The 17,700-nt window shown below is 43.6% G+C and carries 21 protein-coding genes and 1 tRNA gene; 13 read left to right on the forward strand and 9 right to left on the reverse strand.

Translation table 11 applies throughout. From position 1 onward, the window contains the following. Position 1: 1 nt before the first annotated feature. From QZX97_RS01745 to QZX97_RS01755, 3 genes are read right to left on the reverse strand one after another with little or no spacing between them, the layout of a single operon-like run. Positions 2-1,039: a tetratricopeptide repeat protein gene (locus QZX97_RS01745; protein ID WP_295648976.1), complete on the reverse strand. Its 1,038-nt coding sequence runs from the start codon at positions 1,037-1,039 to the stop codon at positions 2-4. A gap of 43 nt (positions 1,040-1,082) precedes the next feature. Continuing rightward, on the reverse strand, positions 1,083-1,820 hold the full coding sequence (locus QZX97_RS01750; protein WP_295648979.1) for a hypothetical protein: 738 nt from the start codon (positions 1,818-1,820) through the stop codon (positions 1,083-1,085). Between the two features lie 27 nt (positions 1,821-1,847). Next, positions 1,848-2,432 carry an XRE family transcriptional regulator gene (locus tag QZX97_RS01755; protein WP_295648981.1) on the reverse strand — a complete coding sequence of 195 codons (585 nt, stop codon included), beginning with the start codon at positions 2,430-2,432 and terminating at the stop codon, positions 1,848-1,850. A gap of 216 nt (positions 2,433-2,648) precedes the next feature. On the opposite strand from QZX97_RS01755, the gene cls reads away from it, so the two are divergent. From cls to QZX97_RS01770, 3 genes are all read left to right on the forward strand, one after another. Next, complete coding sequence (cls, locus tag QZX97_RS01760; RefSeq protein ID WP_295648983.1) at positions 2,649-4,100, forward strand: cardiolipin synthase; 1,452 nt, start codon at positions 2,649-2,651, stop codon at positions 4,098-4,100. A 165-nt stretch (positions 4,101-4,265) separates the two neighbouring features. Beyond that, entirely contained in the window at positions 4,266-5,711 is a 1,446-nt protein-coding gene (locus tag QZX97_RS01765) for a tetratricopeptide repeat protein (RefSeq protein ID WP_295648986.1), read from the forward strand. A gap of 75 nt (positions 5,712-5,786) precedes the next feature. Beyond that, entirely contained in the window at positions 5,787-6,098 is a 312-nt protein-coding gene (locus QZX97_RS01770; protein ID WP_295648988.1) for a hypothetical protein, read from the forward strand. On the opposite strand, the gene QZX97_RS01775 is transcribed toward QZX97_RS01770, so the two are convergent. Then, complete coding sequence (locus tag QZX97_RS01775) at positions 6,095-6,466, reverse strand: response regulator (RefSeq protein WP_295648990.1); 372 nt, start codon at positions 6,464-6,466, stop codon at positions 6,095-6,097. The two genes, QZX97_RS01770 and QZX97_RS01775, sit on opposite strands and share 4 nt — an antisense overlap. Before the next feature lie 151 nt (positions 6,467-6,617). On the opposite strand from QZX97_RS01775, the gene QZX97_RS01780 reads away from it, so the two are divergent. The 7 genes from QZX97_RS01780 to QZX97_RS01810 all read left to right on the forward strand — a co-directional run bounded on the left by QZX97_RS01780 (position 6,618) and on the right by QZX97_RS01810 (position 10,950). Next, positions 6,618-7,109, forward strand: coding sequence for a hypothetical protein (locus QZX97_RS01780; protein WP_295648991.1), 492 nt, complete (start codon positions 6,618-6,620; stop codon positions 7,107-7,109). Between the two features lie 40 nt (positions 7,110-7,149). Then, entirely contained in the window at positions 7,150-8,106 is a 957-nt protein-coding gene (locus QZX97_RS01785; RefSeq protein ID WP_295648993.1) for an acetyl-CoA carboxylase carboxyltransferase subunit alpha, read from the forward strand. Between the two features lie 109 nt (positions 8,107-8,215). Continuing rightward, entirely contained in the window at positions 8,216-8,425 is a 210-nt protein-coding gene (locus tag QZX97_RS01790) for a hypothetical protein (protein ID WP_295648995.1), read from the forward strand. Positions 8,426-8,594: 169 nt separating this feature from the next. Continuing rightward, positions 8,595-8,966 (forward strand): hypothetical protein, encoded by a 372-nt coding sequence (locus QZX97_RS01795; RefSeq protein WP_295648998.1) that lies wholly within the window; start codon positions 8,595-8,597, stop codon positions 8,964-8,966. 112 nt (positions 8,967-9,078) lie between these two features. Continuing rightward, positions 9,079-9,149, forward strand: a tRNA-Gln gene (locus tag QZX97_RS01800). A 155-nt stretch (positions 9,150-9,304) separates the two neighbouring features. Next, positions 9,305-10,249 carry a ribose-phosphate pyrophosphokinase gene (locus QZX97_RS01805; RefSeq protein WP_295649001.1) on the forward strand — a complete coding sequence of 315 codons (945 nt, stop codon included), beginning with the start codon at positions 9,305-9,307 and terminating at the stop codon, positions 10,247-10,249. A 110-nt stretch (positions 10,250-10,359) separates the two neighbouring features. After that, positions 10,360-10,950 (forward strand): 50S ribosomal protein L25/general stress protein Ctc, encoded by a 591-nt coding sequence (locus tag QZX97_RS01810; protein ID WP_295649004.1) that lies wholly within the window; start codon positions 10,360-10,362, stop codon positions 10,948-10,950. 137 nt (positions 10,951-11,087) lie between these two features. On the opposite strand, the gene QZX97_RS01815 is transcribed toward QZX97_RS01810, so the two are convergent. The 4 genes from QZX97_RS01815 to QZX97_RS01830 form a co-directional block, all read right to left on the reverse strand. Beyond that, the gene (locus QZX97_RS01815) at positions 11,088-11,384 is read right to left on the reverse strand and encodes a GIY-YIG nuclease family protein (protein WP_295649006.1); all 297 of its coding nucleotides are present in this window, start codon (positions 11,382-11,384) and stop codon (positions 11,088-11,090) included. A 102-nt stretch (positions 11,385-11,486) separates the two neighbouring features. Further along, complete coding sequence (locus tag QZX97_RS01820) at positions 11,487-11,813, reverse strand: antibiotic biosynthesis monooxygenase family protein (RefSeq protein WP_295649008.1); 327 nt, start codon at positions 11,811-11,813, stop codon at positions 11,487-11,489. 443 nt (positions 11,814-12,256) lie between these two features. Next, complete coding sequence (locus QZX97_RS01825; RefSeq protein ID WP_295649011.1) at positions 12,257-12,961, reverse strand: SDR family oxidoreductase; 705 nt, start codon at positions 12,959-12,961, stop codon at positions 12,257-12,259. A 15-nt stretch (positions 12,962-12,976) separates the two neighbouring features. Further along, complete coding sequence (locus QZX97_RS01830) at positions 12,977-14,116, reverse strand: flippase-like domain-containing protein (protein ID WP_295664077.1); 1,140 nt, start codon at positions 14,114-14,116, stop codon at positions 12,977-12,979. A gap of 165 nt (positions 14,117-14,281) precedes the next feature. On the opposite strand from QZX97_RS01830, the gene QZX97_RS01835 reads away from it, so the two are divergent. Genes QZX97_RS01835 through QZX97_RS01845 form a run of 3 tightly spaced genes read left to right on the forward strand, consistent with a single transcriptional unit; the run spans position 14,282 to position 17,217 of the window. Continuing rightward, positions 14,282-15,151 (forward strand): carbon-nitrogen hydrolase, encoded by an 870-nt coding sequence (locus tag QZX97_RS01835; RefSeq protein ID WP_295649015.1) that lies wholly within the window; start codon positions 14,282-14,284, stop codon positions 15,149-15,151. Beyond that, positions 15,141-16,190, forward strand: coding sequence for an agmatine deiminase family protein (locus tag QZX97_RS01840; RefSeq protein ID WP_295649018.1), 1,050 nt, complete (start codon positions 15,141-15,143; stop codon positions 16,188-16,190). The genes QZX97_RS01835 and QZX97_RS01840 overlap by 11 nt, the downstream gene beginning before the upstream one ends. 43 nt (positions 16,191-16,233) lie before the next feature. Then, on the forward strand, positions 16,234-17,217 hold the full coding sequence (locus QZX97_RS01845; RefSeq protein WP_295649021.1) for a type I phosphomannose isomerase catalytic subunit: 984 nt from the start codon (positions 16,234-16,236) through the stop codon (positions 17,215-17,217). Between the two features lie 55 nt (positions 17,218-17,272). On the opposite strand, the gene QZX97_RS01850 is transcribed toward QZX97_RS01845, so the two are convergent. Then, complete coding sequence (locus QZX97_RS01850; protein ID WP_295649024.1) at positions 17,273-17,680, reverse strand: response regulator; 408 nt, start codon at positions 17,678-17,680, stop codon at positions 17,273-17,275. Positions 17,681-17,700 lie beyond the last annotated feature (20 nt).

The raw sequence follows: 17,700 nt of genomic DNA on the forward strand, positions 1-17,700 counted from the left end.
ACTACAGTCCTCTATCTGTATTTTTAATCCAATCATTCAAAGCTGCTGCCTGCGCGGCGTTGTCTTTTAACCATTTGGCGCTATCGCCTTTGGTATCGCTCAGCATCATAGTACGGGTAAAGGCGGGCATATTGTCGGTTTGTGATAGCTTATAAAAGTATTCAACAAAAAACTTATCAAAAAAGCTCCTGTCGGTTTTCTTTGCAGATAGTTCTCCCGCAAACGAGAAAATGCTTTTCAATTCGTATTCCAGCAGGTCGGCGCCGGCCAGATTTTTTGTTTTTGCCGATGCGGTAACCAACTGTATGCCCAGGTTAAAGGTATTGCTCTCTTTATCCTCGTCGCTTGGGATGGTGATGGTTGTTTTGCCTGCGGCATCCGTCAGTACGCCGCCTTGTATAATGTGCTGTATATTGCCATAAGCTTCTGCGGCACGGGCGCCTGTTGGCTCCAACAGCAAAAAGCTGCAAAAGCCCAATAAGGCATTGGCCCGTTTGTTTTGATGAAAGGTAACGAGAGCGTACAAACGTTGGCTGCTGGCGTTTGCAGGGTTGCGCCTAATGGCTTCAATGGCGCATTCTTCAGCCTCCAGGTATTGTTGGTTCCTAAAGTAAGCGATGCCGAAATTATAATATATCTGAGGGTAATTGGGGTCGATCTTGATGGCCTCGCGGTACATGGCCACAGCGTTTTTAGTGTCGCGGGCTTCATCATAAATACTGGCCCATAATGAGTACGCCGCTGCACCAATGTTACCCGTTGTGGCTTTTACAGCTTTTTGGAGGTAGGGTACAGCGTCTTGTGATTTCTTACCCATGTAAAGCGAGTAGGCCATTTCGTAGTTGGCGTAGGCGTTTTCGGGGTCGGTTTTTAATACCTCGTTGTATTTGGCCATGGCATCGGCATATTTACCTTGATTGTATAAGGCTATCCCTTGTTTTACCAAATCGCTGGCTGGGCTGCCATCCTGGGCTTTTGCCGATAACACGGCGATACAAAGCACACCTATTCCCAGGATTAAATTACGTAGGTTTTTCATGCAATAAAATTACAAAAATGCTGCGGAAGCGGGTTACAAATTGCTATTGCGATGGTAATTTTACATAGTGGTAGGGGTCGAACAGGTGTTCATCCAATCCCGCTAAGGCTTTGCAGTCGAAATAACTTTCTACCTGCAACAGTTTACCGTCGATGTAAAAGTGGACTTTGGTTTCGGTCCAGCCGGCATCCAATTTAAGGTGGTCGTCGAACAAGGCCTCTTCTTTGCCTGTTTTGTTGTATTCTATCATACGCACCAGGTACAGGTCGGTTTTATCTACCCAAATCTGGTTTATTTTCTCCGTGTTATCGTTGGCGCCAATCACATAAACAGGTTTTCCTTTCCAGGTATCCTCGTGGGCTTTTGTAAGGTCGTACCCCAATACTTTAAACTTCTCCATTGTTTTTTCGATGGGGTAGGAATACATGCCGCCCAATAAAAATATGAGGTCGTTACCCTGTCCGGAAGATGCTTTTAATTCGCCGCCTCCAATTCTATATGTTGAGTCGTTGCGAAAAATGATGGTGTTATTGTTGGCGAAAGGTTCAATATCGATACGTAACTTATCGGGATACAACATCAACTCACGCCAGGTTTGGGTACTTTTCAGCGAATCGTTGCGGTAGCGCTCGGTGGTTTGCCTGAAGGTAAGCGCACGATGCCATTTACCGGCATATTTGGCATACATTATCCTTAATACACCTTCGCCTGTGTTTTTCATGTTGAACGAAAGCATTAGAAATGCAGCAATAATAGCGTAGCCAATGATTTTGATTTTCATGGTTTGGATTTTGGTTTCTGGTTCATTTTATACAAACACATCAATATAGTGCACGGTTGCCGAAACGGGTGTAATACCATGTTTTTGCAGTGAGTTAAAATACAGGCTGTCGCCGGTTTTTAACATGTACTCGGTATCACCCACTTTCATGGCCATTTCGCCCTCGATAATAAATATGAACTCCTCACCCTCATGTGATAGCTGGTGCGGTACCACCTCGCCCTTTTTGGCTGTAAACAAAAAGGGTTGCATTTTTTTCTTGTGAAAACCTGAGGCGAATGGAAAAATAGAGTAGCCTTTTTCGGTAAGGGTTAGTTTGCTTATAGATTCCTGTTGCGGCGTAAATATGGCCCTGGTACCGGCTTCCTGCTCGAGCAGGTTTGATATATTGGTGCCCAGTGCCCGGGCTATTTTAACGATGGCAGCAACAGAAGGTACGGTGCGGTTGTTTTCGATTTTCGAAATCATGCTTTTTGACAGCTCACTTTGGTCGGCTATCTCCTGCAAGGTTCGGTTTTGGGTTTTGCGCAAAATCCGGATGCGGTCGCCAAGGTGAAGGAAATTTTTTGCCTGTATCTTTTCTTCTATTAATAGGTGGGTATCGTCGGGCATAACAATCTCAGTTTTTCATGGCAAAGATGAACAAGGTTTATCTTTTATTTCCAAATATAACTATTTACCTAATGGGTTGAAAAACCATTGCGCCCTACCGGCGTTAGCTTTACTTAAGCGGTCAAGCGGTTGTGGTACTAAATTTACAATTTCATACATTAGTCCTGAAAAAGGGCAAGCACATAAACCAACCATTATAACGTCGTACCCTCAATTATGAACTGGATACTTGTTGCCGAAATAGGCTATACCATCATCATCTTTTTTGTGTGCCTGCATATTATTTATAATACCGCATCCACAACAAAAACGCTCGCTTATATACTGGTGGCGATATTCATCCCGGTTATTGGCGCGACGATATACTTTGTGGTGGGCACCAACTACCGCAAAAACAAGCTGTATAGCAAAAAAATTCTGAACGATGGTAACCTGTTGAACGAAGTAAGGGAAAAAATAAACCTTGATTCGGAAAAAGCCTGGGACACTGCGGAACCCGAGGTGCAGAAACATAAAAAACTGGCCCGTTTTTTATTGAAGGACAGCGACAGCCCGCTTACTTCAAATAACGAAGTTGAATTATTGCTGAATGGGGAAGATAAATTCCCGGTGGTGATTGAAGCGTTGAAGAACGCCAAACACCATATACACATTGAATATTATATTTTTGAGGACGAGGAGATCGGGAATCAAATAGCTAATATTTTGATGCAAAAAGCTGCCGAAGGTGTACAGGTCCGTTTTATTTACGATGATTTTGGCAGCCGCTCTATCCGAAAAAAAATTGTGCCGCAATTAATTGAAGCGGGGGTTGAGGCTTACCCGTTTTACCGGATATATTTTATGGCCCTGGCCAACCGGGTTAATTATCGCAACCACCGTAAAATAATTGTTGTTGATGGCTGTATCGGCTTTACAGGCGGTATCAACGTGGCCGACCGCTACATTAACAGTCCGGATAAACCGGAACAACTGTATTGGCGTGATACCCATGTAAAAATTACCGGGCCGGGTGTTTATTACCTGCAATACCTGTTTATATGCGATTGGAACTTTTGCGCGGGGCAGGAGTTGCCCATTAACAAGGATTATTTTTGTACCAAACCAAGCCCTAAAGGCAGGGCGCTTGTGCAAATTGCCGCCAGCGGGCCGGACTCGGATACGCCGACCATTATGTTTTCGTTGCTGCAGACCATAGGTATAGCCGAAAATGAGTTGCTGATTACCACCCCCTATTTTATACCCGGCGAAAGTATACTGGATGCTTTGAACGTAGCCGCCATAAGCGGGGTTAAGGTGAAGCTTTTGGTGCCCAAAAAATCAGATTCAGCGTTTGTGGGCGCGGCTGCCCGGTCATATTATGCCGAACTGCTCGATTCGGGCGTTGAGGTGTATTTGTACGAAAAAGGATTTGTACATGCCAAAACGTTGGTTTCCGATGGGCAACTGGCCATCATCGGCACAGCCAATATGGACCATAGGAGCTTTGAACTAAACTTTGAAGTGAACAGCATGATATACGATGAGGGTATAGCAAAACAACTGCGCGATGCTTTTTATAATGACTTAAAAGATGCAGTTAAAATTGACCCCGAACGCTGGAACAAACGCCGCATTTATAAACAACTCCCCGAAAGAATAGCCCGCCTGCTATCGCCGCTGCTTTAATGCGTTGGCGGATAATCAAATCCGAAATTTTACGTTAAATTTAAGTGCGATTTTTATTGATTTAATAATAATAGAAATTATATACCTTTGCATTAGTACTTGTAATCAACACAATAGTTAATCGGGCCAATTTTTTAAACCGGAGCTGAATTTTTTATTTAACACATGCTGCACTCACTAAAACCGGTGTACGGGATAGTTATCCTCCTTACATTCACCTTTGCGGGTGCGGTGCATGCCCAAAATGTGCCCCCGGATGGCAATGGGCCACTTGTAGGCAGCGCTATCGACAAGGAAAACCAAGCTGATTATAAAGGAGCTGTTGACGATTGCAACAAGGCGATTGCTGCCAACCCGGCCAACGCGCAGGCCTATATGGTGCGTGGCTTGGCCTATTACGACCTTGAGCGCTACAAAGAGGCCATTGTTGATTACGATAAAGCCATCAGGCTTTTGCCCGGAAATGCTTTTTACCACATTAGCAGGGGCGATGCTTATAAAAAACTAAAGGAATACCAAAACGCCATAAACGATTACGATAAAGCGATTGCTGTTAACGTGAACTATATTAACGCCTATGTTAACCGCGCCAATGCCGAAAGTGAACTGGGCCGCTTTGACGAGGCCATTGAGGATACCAAAAAAGTAATAGAACTTGACCCTAAAAATTGCACGGCGTATAATAACCTGGGTTACGAAAAGATGAAACTCGGGCAATACGGTGATGCCTTTGCCGATTTTAACAAAGCTTTGGCTATTAACCCGCGCAACGAATATGCCTGCATCAACACCGGATCGGTTAACTATTGGTTGGGCAATTATGAGGATGCCATCCGCGAATACAAAAAAGCCATTGAGTTTTTCCCGAAATCGCCGAAAGGTTATACCAACCGGGGCATGGCCGAATTTAAATTGGGCATGTATGAAGAAGCCTTGACGGATTATACCACTTCGTTAACGCTGGATGCCAAAAGCGCCTATACGCTGCTTAACCTGGGCGAGTTGAAATTGACCCTGCGCGATTATAAAGAGGCTGTAAAGGCATTGTGCACTTCCATATCGATTGATTCTACAGATGCGAGGGCATATAACAGCTTGGGATACGCTTATTTTTTATCGAAAAACTATAACCACGCCATAGCCAGTTACAACAAAGCCATTGCGAAAGGCGGGATAGGTTATAAACCCTACTACCAATATTTTGACGAAGCCATGTATGGGTTGAGGAAACACCCGGTAAGCCAGTTTACCAATTTGGAATGGATATCGCCGGTGGAGGATGTGAACAAATTGTACAAAGGCACCATACAGTTATCGGGCAAACCACAATTGGCCATCCGCGTAAAAATATCGTCGACCAAGCCCATCAGCAAGCAAAACATCCAGTTAATGGTTAACGACCAGCCAATGAACGCTGGTGACAAGATGAGCATACTCGACTCGAAAGAATTACCGAAAAATGTACAGACCGGCAATTTTGAATACGAATACCATGCCGTGATACAGGTTTCGCCCGGACAAAATGTATTGAAAGTGGTTTACGGCAATAAACATACACCCGAACTGAACATCGTTTACAACACCCAAATAAGCGAAGCTTTTTTAAACTGAGATACAATATCTGCGGTTGCTAAAAAAAACACATCATTTATTTAAACTATAAGGCAAATACTTTGTTGGCATGGTATGAAAGCAAGCGTGTACCTGCTGCGTATAGGTCCTGATTTACTGTCGCCCGAGCTCATTTATTCGAGGGATAGTGGTTTGAGGCTCAATGTATATAGGTTGGCCGACATGCCTTTCGTGCCCGACCATAACGAAATACAACTGTTTGGCTACTTAGACGGTTGCTTGTTGGCATTTGAAACCGTAAATGTTACTGCCGACGAAGCCTTGGAAGTAATATCGGCTATACAGTGGTATGCCGGCCACATGGGCTTCCCTGAGATGGAAATATTACCCGAAGACCCGCGCATTGACCACGAAGTCGCTGTTTAGGCCGCATCCAATTGGTGCTCTATCTTGGTGAGCAGCGTAATCACATCAAAAGGTTTTGCAATAAAATCATCGGGCGGGGCAGCGCTATGTAAACATTCGGACAGGTTATGCGTGGCCGAAATAAGGATAATAGGGATATTTTCGGTGCCGGCTTTTTGTTTAATGTTTCGGCAAATGTCGCGCCCGTCCATTTCGGCAAGCATTACGTCGAGCAAGATCAGGTCGGGATGAAATGCCTGTATTTTTTCAAACACCTCGTCCCCCCTGTTCAATGTACTCACTTCGTAGCCGCTGTATTCCAAAACATCGCGCAGTGCCGATAGGATATGCACATCATCATCAAGTACTAATATTCTCTTACACATCATTCTTTCTCACTTAAATTAGTAATATATACAAGGCAACTAATGTGCCACGATAAAAAAATTCTTAATGCTTAAAGCAAAACAGGGCTTTTTAGGCCCTATCATTTGATTAATTGGTTAATCGGTTATATTTGGGGCATATTACCTTACCGCAATGAAGCTAATTGTGACCTGTTTTTTTATCGTTTTTGCTACAACCTGTTTTGCTCAGACATCGGCAGATAGTCTGTCGGCATCGGCAAAATCGTTAGGATACGAACAATATAAGGGCTTTTATGATGGTGTTGATATCAACAACCTGGACCGTATAGCTATACTTAACCATTATCCTTCGCCAAAAAAAGTAATCATCCTGAAAAAGGAATTGGCACTTACTGCTGACCAAGCAACGCAAATAACCGCCATGAACAAGGAGTTGGCACGCAAAATGAAGGAGATGGGGAGTCTGATCATCAAAAACGAGAATACGTTGAACGAACTTTTCAGGACGAAACAAATTACCGATGGCGCTTTGATTTTTTATGCCAACCGCTATGGCGGCGATATTGGCGAATTGCGCAATGCCATGCTGCAAACGTATTTAAAAACGAAAGACCTGCTGACACCCGAACAATTAAAAAAGTACGAGCAATTACAACAACCATAATACGGTTTGAATTATTTACTTTTGGCCATTATTTGAAGAGATGAAAATAACATTCGATTTTGAAAAGCCTTTAGCCGACCTGCAAACACAGATCGACAAGATAAAACAGGTAGAAGAGAAGACCAAGGTTGACATGAGCGCAACACTGGCCGAGCTGGAAGAGAAATTTGAAACGACCAAAAAGAAAATATTCAGCAACCTGACCGGTTGGCAGCGGGTACAGATATCGCGCCACCCCGAAAGACCCTATACCCTGCAGTATTTAGAGCTGATGTGCGATGATTTTATTGAGATGCATGGCGACCGTACAGTAGGCGACGATAAAGCCATTGTAGGGGGCTTTGGTAGCCTGAACGGCGAAACGGTAATGTTTATCGGTCATCAAAAAGGGATCAACACTAAAATGAGGCAGTACCGAAACTTTGGTATGCCCAACCCCGAAGGTTACCGCAAGGCTTTACGCCTGATGAAAACAGCCGAGAAGTTTGGTAAACCTGTAGTTACGCTAATCGATACTCCCGGTGCATTCCCTGGACTGGAAGCCGAAGAGCGCGGACAAGGCGAGGCTATTGCAAGGAACCTGTTGGAAATGTCGGTATTAAAAGTGCCTGTTATTTGCGTCGTGATAGGCGAAGGCGCGTCGGGCGGTGCATTGGGCATTGGCATTGGCGACCGGGTACTGATGCTGGAGAACTCCTGGTACTCGGTGATATCGCCGGAGAACTGCTCGACCATATTATGGAAGACCTGGGAAAACAAAGAAAAAGCCGCCGAAGTATTGAAACTGACCTCGGTTGATATGTTTAAAAACAAACTGGTTGACGGCGTAATAAAAGAACCCCTTGGCGGCGCCCACCAGGACCCTATAGCCATGGCCGCTACGTTAAAAAAACAACTGTTGAAGGACCTGAAAACGCTGAAAGAGAAAAATGTGGACGAACTGGTGAGCGAGCGTATAGAGAAATTTTGCAGTATGGGGGTGGTGGTTGAGGGATAGCCCCCTAACCCGCTAAAGGGGGAATTGAGGCATGCATTTCCAGTAAGAATAAGCAACCGCCTATTTATTCAATCCATATTTTTTGTAGCTTTAGTTTTAATTATAAGCTATGAAGGTACTTTTGGTGCTAATGATTCTTCTATCAATAGTGATTACTATTCCGTTGAATGGTGGAGACAAGGGTTGGTATTCTTTATACGGAGCTGAATTTACAGATGCTTTTTACCTCATAAAAACAGGGCGAATAACAAGAATCAATTTAATAGAATGGATAGTATTGTTAATTGCACATGCGGGTGTGGTTTCCTTGCCTTTTTGACAAATAAAAGATTTTTCAAAGAGTTATTGATTTTTGTCCCCTTGTTTTTTGTGATGCTTTACGCAATTTGGAACTTAATTATCGCATTTTTATTGATCCCTTTTTTGATTGTTTGGATTATTAGCCTGATAGTTTATTTCGTAAATAAGAAGAAAACCCAATTAGTGCTATGATACCCATTAACTTATGGTTACATCTGGTATTAGAAAACATTCAAACAATATCAGACCTGGACTACCAATACGAAAATTGGGTAAAGGGGAGCAATGCCAATATACAGGACAGTTATATTGAAACGATGTCAAGGCTTTTTGATGATTCGGACGTCAATAATTTCATTGCAAACTATGCTGTAAAGGCTGGATTAACATATTTGCAAACTATCGAACTAAAAAAAATTATAGATGCGATTGACCATTATGACGGCTCGAAACTAACACATGAGCAATTATTAAAAGACCCGCAATGGATAAAAATAACCGACATGGCAAAAGAGACTTTAAAAATTATGCCGAAAGATTCGGTGGATATAAAGCAATAACTGCTTTTAAGCATCAAATAACAAAAACTTGACCCCAACTTTTTTGAACTTTAGTTTTAAGTTTTGAAATTTCATCTTATATTTGCACTCCATTTCGGAAACGGAAGGAGATTGCCTGATAGTATAATGGTAGTACGACGGTTTTTGGTACCGTTTGTCTAGGTTCGAATCCTGGTCGGGCAACAATTTAATTTCGGATTTCGGATTTACAATTTCGAAGTCCGAAATTTTTTTTAATAGCGTAACATAAATCCGACATCGTTATTTTGAAATTGGGGGTTGAATGAAAATTCAAAAATCCGAAATTGAAATTTCGAATTTCGAAATAAACACCCACCATGCCTTTACAATTCAATCCTGTAAAATTATTTGCCGGTACCGCTACGCAACCACTGGCACATAAAATTGCGGATGCGTATGGCAGGGAGTTGGGCAGTGTTACTTTATCAAGGTTTAGCGACGGGGAGTTCCAGCCATCGTTTGATGAGTCGATACGGGGGAGCGATGTGTTTTTGATACAGAGCACCAACCAGCCGACCGACAATTTGATGGAACTGTTGATGATGATCGATGCCGCACGCAGGGCATCGGCACATTATGTTACAGCGGTTATCCCTTATTTTGGGCTTGCCCGGCAAGATCGTAAGGACAAGCCACGTGTGGCCATAGGCTCGAAACTTGTGGCTAACTTATTAGTAGCAGCCGGCATCAACCGTATAATGACCATGGATTTGCACGCAGCGCAGATACAAGGTTTTTTTGATGTACCGGTTGACCATTTGGACGCCTCGGTAATATTTGTGCCTTATATAAAAAGCTTAAAGCTGGGCAATTTAACCATTGCATCGCCCGATATGGGTGGCTCGTACAGGGCACGTGGTTTTGCCAAGTTTTTTAATGCCGAGGTGGTGATTTGCGATAAACGCCGTAAGCGTGCAAATGAGATTGAATCAATGACGGTGATTGGTGATGTTACCGACCAGGATATAGTGCTGATAGATGACATTTGCGATACGGCAGGTACTTTAACAAAAGCTGCCGGTTTAATAATGGATAAGGGCGCGCGAAGTGTAAGGGCGGTTTGTACACATGCTGTATTATCGGGCAAGGCATACGAAACCATTGAAAACTCGGTATTGAGCGAACTGATTGTTACCGATACTATACAGTTGAGGGAGCCAAGCAGCAAGATCAGGGTATTATCGACGGCTGACCTGTTTGCCCAGGCGATAACGAATGTTAACGAGCACGGGTCGATCAGTAACTTGTTTAGGGTGGATTGATAGTCCATATACAATGGTCGATAGACCATGGTAAATAAAAGAGAATACAAAAGATAGACTATGGCCCATGGCGTATAGTCTATCGACTTAACAATAAATAAATAAAAACAATGAAATCAATTACTATTAGCGGTTCTTTAAGAGAGAACGTAGGGAAAAGAGACGCCAAGCAACTGCGTTATGATGGCCTTGTGCCTGCAGTGCTGTATGGTGGGGAAACACAAACCCACTTCGCGGTGTCCGTAGCTGATTTGAAACCGGTGGTTTATACTCCCGTTGTTCATTTCATCGACTTAGACATTGCCGGTAAAAAAACACAGGCAATTATTAAAGACATTCAGTTCCATCCGTTGACTGAAATGATCATCCATGTTGACTTTTTGAAACTGGATCCAAAAAAACCGGTAACTATTGAGATACCAGTGCGTTTGACAGGTACTTCGCCGGGTGTTAAAACCGGTGGTAAACTGGTACAAAAATTACGTAAACTGCGTATCAAAGCTTTACCGCAAGACCATATCGATAACATCGATGTGAGCATCGAAACTTTAGAGGTTGGCAAATCGGTACGTGTTAGCGACTTAACAGTTAAAAACATGACCATTACCAATGCCATGGAAGATACCATTGTTTCGGTAACTACCTCACGTGCATTGCGTCAGGCTGAGCAGGAAGCTGCTGCCGCTGCAGGTAAAAAATAATTTAGCGAAAGCTACATTGAATTTGAAAAGCCCCGTTCCGATAGTTATCGGACGGGTTTTTTTTTGTGACTAACTTTTTCTGTCATTGCGAGCGAAGCGTGGCAATCTCTGCGGACAGGTAACCGACACGCAAGTCGTTAATCATACCATCCCCCACTTAAATCTGTCCATTCAGGATTGTCTTTATTTATTAAATCAATTTTCTTTTGCCGTGAACCAGCCTTCAATTGTTTTTCGCGATCAATGGCATCATGAATCCATTGGTATTCTTCGTAGTAGACTAACTTGTTATACCTATATTTCTTTGTAAAACCGGGATGTACGCCGTTTTTATGCTCCCAAACTCTACCTTGAAGGTCGCTTGTAACGCCTACATATAATACCACCTTATTTATATTGGTGAGGATGTAAACACAATATTCATGCAGTTTCATAATGCAATATAGTGGGTTCGTTTTGCATTTCGGAAAGGCATGATGCCTGTCTATCCTTTGAGATTGCCGCGCTGCGCTCGCAATGACATGGTGGTTATTTTTTCAACTTTCCGGCAAAAACGTCTCTGCCACCTCGTACATGCCCGGTGCAAAGGTGGCTATTTTAAGGGCTTCATCAAGGTAGGGCGATGCCTGGGCGTTGTTACGCATGTTTTGGTAATCTTCCATACTGCGCCATTGGGCATACATGGTTACTTTGGTGCCATCCAAACTGCGGTGCAGGCTGGAGGATATGAACCCGGTTATTTTTCGCACGCTATCGGCAGTGGCACGCGTTAATAACTCAACCAGTTTTTGCTGGTTTACAGGATTGACAGAAAAAACATTAATAAGGGTGAGGTAGTGGTTTTCTGTGGAAATTGTTGTCATTGGTCGCTGTTTATTTTTTCAAATCTCAATAAATTTTCTTATATTGTGGGGAATGTGACTCAAGGTGAAAAAATCAAGAGTTAAGACAAAACAGTTCTTTGAGATACCCAAAAATATCCATGTGTTTTCGCAAAGCGCATGGAGGCCGGCGCAAAGCGTAAGAAAGAAAAGAGCGTTTCTATATTGAGCGGATACCCATAAATACCCATGTGTTTTATAATATAGAACACTGAATATCCAATATTGAATGATGAAGTAAGGTCGATATTCGACATTCAAAATTCATTGTTCGATATTCGCGGATACCCATAAATACCCATATTGATGGAAGATGGAAGACGTAAAAGGGAAGATGTAAAATGGAAGACGTTAAAGGGACAGAAAATCCGAAATCGGACATCCGAAATTCGAAATCAAAAAACACCCATAAATACCCATAACACCTATGGCGTACTGAGGGCTACGGGGAGTATCTTGCCGTTGAAGAAGCGGTGGCCGGTGAGGGCAAAGTCGGCGATGTATTTGCCCATTTCAAAGGCCATAACCGGCGATTCGTAACCGGGGAAAGCCTTTTCGAGCATTTCGGTTTGGGCCGAGCCGAGGGCCAGGCAGTTTACTTTGATGTTCCGGTCGGCCAGTTCCTGCGCCAGGCACTCTGTAAGCGTGTGGAGGGCTGCTTTGCTGGCCGAGTAGGCCGATAGGCCGACAAACTTAGCACTGCCCTGATAGCCACCCATGCTGCCGATATTGAGGATGTGCGACCCTTCGGCCATCATAGGCAATAACGCCTGGATGATGCGCACATGACCGAGGTAATTGCTTTGCAGCATCTCGACGAAGTCAGTCTCGTCTAATTGGGCAAAGGGTTTGTTGATGAGCACACCCGCATTGTTGATGAGGGCGTCGACTTTGCCATCGAAACGCGCCGCGATGAACTGTATAAGGTCGGCATAGTCGTCATGCACGATGTCGAAAGCTACAGGGTATAATTGGCAATCGGGGTTGAGTCCTTGTGCAATTTCGAGCAAACGGGAGAGTTTATCGGCCGAACGAGCCAATGCGATGACCCGGTGTTCGCCGGTGAGTATCAATTCGAGCGCGGCTTCAAAACCTACACCGCTGCTGGCGCCTGTTATAATGATGTTCATTTTTGTTCTTTGAAATCAATCCTCTTCCAATTTGTCGGCGCGGAATACGTAGTAGACACCCAATAGCGACACGATGGCCGATACGACATAGAACGACAGGCTTAATACTACGGCCAATTCACCGTTCATGTGGAACATTTCGGCAACCACGTATTTGAAAATAAACTCGCGGAAGCCTAAACCACCCACGCTAAACGGTATAACAGCCGCCATTGACGACATCAGGAAGGCCGATAGATACGGCGCGAACTTGCCATCGTGGTGCAGGCCTATCATTACCAATAAAATGGTGAGTACCTGCAGGCTTTGTACGGCAATGGCTTTTATATGCGCCTCCCAAAAATGCTTGGTATAGTCGTGAAAAAACTTGTAAGCAACAAAGTAGTATACGGCGGTGCCAACAAGAAAAGCAGACCATGCCGTTATTGGCGTGATATGCAAAACCGCGAGTTGGGGAAGGAATATCACCAAAACCGCGGTGATAAAGCCTATGGCCCAAAAGCCGCTCAACCGGTCGAACAAAATGGCCCAGAAAACTTTTTTAGCCGGTTTTTTATAGCGTTTGTTGAGGAGGTAAATCTTATAGCCATCGCCACCAATACCACCAGGCAAACACAGGTTGTAAAACATGCCCAGCATGTATAGCCGCAGGTTAAATTTCCAGTTGATATGCAGGTCGATGGATTTGAAAAAGCTCAACAGCCTTGAAGCCGATACAACGGTTGACGTGAAAAAGCAAACAACAGCGGCCAGCATCCACCAGGGGTTTGAGTTTGATATCAGGGTCTTTACCTGCTCGATTTTTATCTTGCTGAACACATAGTAAAGCAAAGCGGCGGTAATGATTATTTTGAGCAGCAGTTGGGTAATGTTCCAAAGCCTGCTTTTAAATGTTTTGGGCTTTTTTACTTCGGTTATCGAATCGATGTCTTCAAAAGGGAAAGATTCACTTGGGTCGAACGGGCCGGGGAGTTCGCTGTCGTATATTGCGCGCTTTTGGGGGTCGTGGAGTGTATGATAAGCTAATCTAAAGGCTTCAATTTGTTCGGACGTATAGTGGTCATGGACGATGATCTTTGCATAGGCCGCGTCAATTTCGGCCTGACTGGCATCATTTTTTATTTCGAGCAGTTCGTAATGGTCTTTAGTTACCATGCTTGTTGGGGCATAAATAAAATAAAAGGCGGCGTTGCCTGTTGTTGCAAAGCTAATAAAAACCGCACACTCGTAAAGCTTTGTTTGGGTGTGCCATGTAAGATAACGATTATGGCAAATGCTTTTGATATTAATTTATAATTTTGCGCAAAATACAATCGCGGTATGGCTAAAGTAAATATTGGGTTGGTGCAAATGGAATGCACCGGAAATAAGGCACAAAACCTAAGCAAAGCAATGACCAAGGTTAGAGAAGCTGCAAAAAAAGGCGCGCAAATTGTTTGCCTGCAAGAGCTGTTTACCTCGCTTTACTTTTGTGATGTGGAGGACTACGAGAACTTTAAACTGGCCGAAGCCATCCCGGGACCATCCACAGATGAGCTATCGACTTTAGCCGCTGAACTGAACGTGGTGATCATCGCGTCGCTTTTCGAAAAAAGGGCGTCAGGTGTATACCATAATACTACTGCTGTTTTAGATGCGGACGGAGCGTATTTAGGCAAGTACCGCAAAATGCATATACCGGACGATCCGGGTTTTTATGAGAAATTCTACTTCACCCCCGGCGACTTAGGTTATAAGGTTTTCAAAACCAAATATGCCACTGTTGGGGTGTTGATATGTTGGGACCAATGGTACCCGGAAGCCGCGCGCATTACCGCGCTAATGGGTGCCGAGGTATTGTTTTATCCAACAGCTATCGGTTGGGCCAATACGCAGGACGACGCTACCAATACCGAACAATATAATGCCTGGCAAACCATACAACGCAGCCATGCGGTAGCCAATGGTGTGCACGTGGTTAGCGTAAACAGGGTTGGCGAAGAAGCAGGGTTGAAATTTTGGGGAGGCTCATTTGTCGCCAATCCTTTCGGGACGGTGTTGTACCAGGCATCACACCATGATGAGGATGTGATTGTTCAGGAAATAGATTTGGAGAAAACGGATTATTACAGGACGCATTGGCCGTTTTTGAGGGACCGCAGGATAGACAGTTATCAGCCCATTACAAAAAGACTACTTGATGAAGACTGATATGATGTATCCCGCTTCGCAAGGATTCAGCTTTCCCGCCGAATGGGCGAAGCATACGGCGACATGGTTGAGCTGGCCGCATAAAGAAGAGTCGTGGCCGGGAAAGATCGCTTCGATTTATAAACCTTATTGCGAGTTCATCAAGATTGTGGCCGAAGGTGAGTTGGTACGCATCAACATTGCCAATACCGATATGGAAGCTTTCGCGAAAAGCGAATTGATAAAAGCGGGGGTGGATATGTACCAAATCGAGTTCCATCATTTTGCAACCAATGATGCCTGGTGCCGCGATCATGGCCCGGCGTTTTTGGTCAATGGCGAAAAAGGCGAAAAAGTGATAGTTGATTGGGGTTACAATGCCTGGGGGAATAAATATCCACCCTTTGATTTGGACGATGTGATACCCACGAAAATTGGTGCCCATTTTGACTTACAAGTTTACCATCCGGGCATTGTGATGGAAGGTGGTTCAATTGATTTTAATGGCGCCGGGACAATACTTACCACTACTGCATGTTTGTTGAACAAAAACCGCAACCCGCACTTAAACCAGGACCAGATAGCAAGCTACCTTAAAAACTATTATGGGGCTGAACAAATTTTGTGGCTTGGGGATGGTATAGTTGGGGATGATACCGATGGTCATATTGATGATATCACCCGTTTTGTGAATGAGGATACTGTAGTTACCGTTGTTGAAGATAATGAAGAGGACGAGAACTACCATTTATTGCAGGAGAACCTTGAAACGCTCAAAACATTTAGGTTGCTCAATGGCAAGCCTTTGAATATAGTGGAATTGCCTATGCCATCGCCGGTTGTTTATGATGGGCAAAGGTTGCCGGCATCGTACGCAAACTTTTATATTGCCAACGCGGCTGTAGTGGTGCCAACTTATCGTGATAAGAATGACGAAAAAGCATTGGCTATACTACAGCAGTGCTTTCCCGACAGGAAGGTTGTAGGCATTGATTCGACGGATATTATCTGGGGCTTGGGTAGCTTTCATTGTTTAAGCCAACAAGAACCCGAGATTTGAAAAATGGGACGTTATTGATAAACCACTAACCAAAAAATACAATATGCCAACAGAATTGTACCCTTTGAAATTCAAGACTATTTTTAAAGACAAAATATGGGGCGGCAACAAAATCAACACCTATTTGGGTAAGGATTTTTCGCCGCTGCCCAATTGCGGCGAAACCTGGGAGATATCGGGAGTCCCTTCCGATGTATCTATCGTTGACGGGGGGGCTTTAGAGGGCCGCTCATTGGCCGATCTGCTGGCAGAGTATAAAGATGAACTGGTCGGCAAAAAGGTTTACAATAGGTTTGGCAACATCTTTCCTTTACTGGTTAAATTTATTGATGCCAACGACTGGCTATCGATACAGGTTCACCCTGATGACGAACTGGCCAAAAAGCGCCATAACTCGTTTGGCAAAACGGAGATGTGGTATATTATCGAGTCGGACCCGGGTTCTACCCTGATAGCCGGCTTCAACAAGCAAACCAACGAAGCGGAATATATCGAAAAACTAAACAGCGGCCACTTAAATGATATATTGAACGTGGAAACAGCCAATGCAGGCGATGTTTTCTTTTTACCCGCAGGGCGTGTCCATACCATTGGTAAAGGGCTATTATTGGCCGAGATACAGCAAACATCGGATATTACCTACCGCATTTATGATTTTGACCGTGTTGACGATAAAGGCAATAAACGTGAACTGCATACCGAAGAAGCCCTTGCTGCGAATGACTACAACTTTTACCCTGAGTACAAAACAAACTATGAGCATGAGGTGAACCTGGATGTTCCCGTAGTATCGTGCCCATATTTTACTACCAATATGATGGAGTTTACGCACGGCACAACGAAAGATTACAGCCATTTGGACTCTTTCGTGATATATGTTTGTGTGGGCGGAGAGTGTACTTTGTTGTATAACAATCAAAGCTATGCTTTAAAAATGGGTGAATGTATTTTATTGCCCAAAAGCATTAACGAGGTGGATATTAAAACCGAAAAAGGATTTAAATTATTGGAGAGCTATATCGATTAGGTAAAAGCAATCAAAAAAGGCTCCTAAATTGAATTGGGAGCCTTTTTTCTTTTTGTTAGGCCGCTACATTGAACAACTCAACAAGCGTGTCTTGCGAAATAGGTTTGATAACATAGTCGGTTACGTCCGAAATGCCCTTGGCCCTGTTGATATCGTCTTGATTAATGGAAGAACTCACCATGTAAATTGTGATTTTTTTACTCAACTGTGGTTTAATTTTCACAAAACTTTCCATAAAGCCCCAACCATCCATAACGGGCATGTTGATGTCGAGAAAAATAATATCTGGTAACTGGTTCTGATTTTCAGGATTGATTAAAAAGTCGATGGCCTCTTTGCCATTATAAAATTCCATCAAATTGGGGCTCAGTTCTTTAATGGTGATTAATTTTTTAAGACCGTAAATATAAATCTTGTCATCATCTATCACGCAAACGGTCTTAAAGGGAGTTGCTGTCATCATCTATTCTCTATTGTTTAATA

The sequence above is a fragment of the uncultured Mucilaginibacter sp. genome (assembly GCF_903893715.1).
Lineage (GTDB): Bacteria > Bacteroidota > Bacteroidia > Sphingobacteriales > Sphingobacteriaceae > Mucilaginibacter.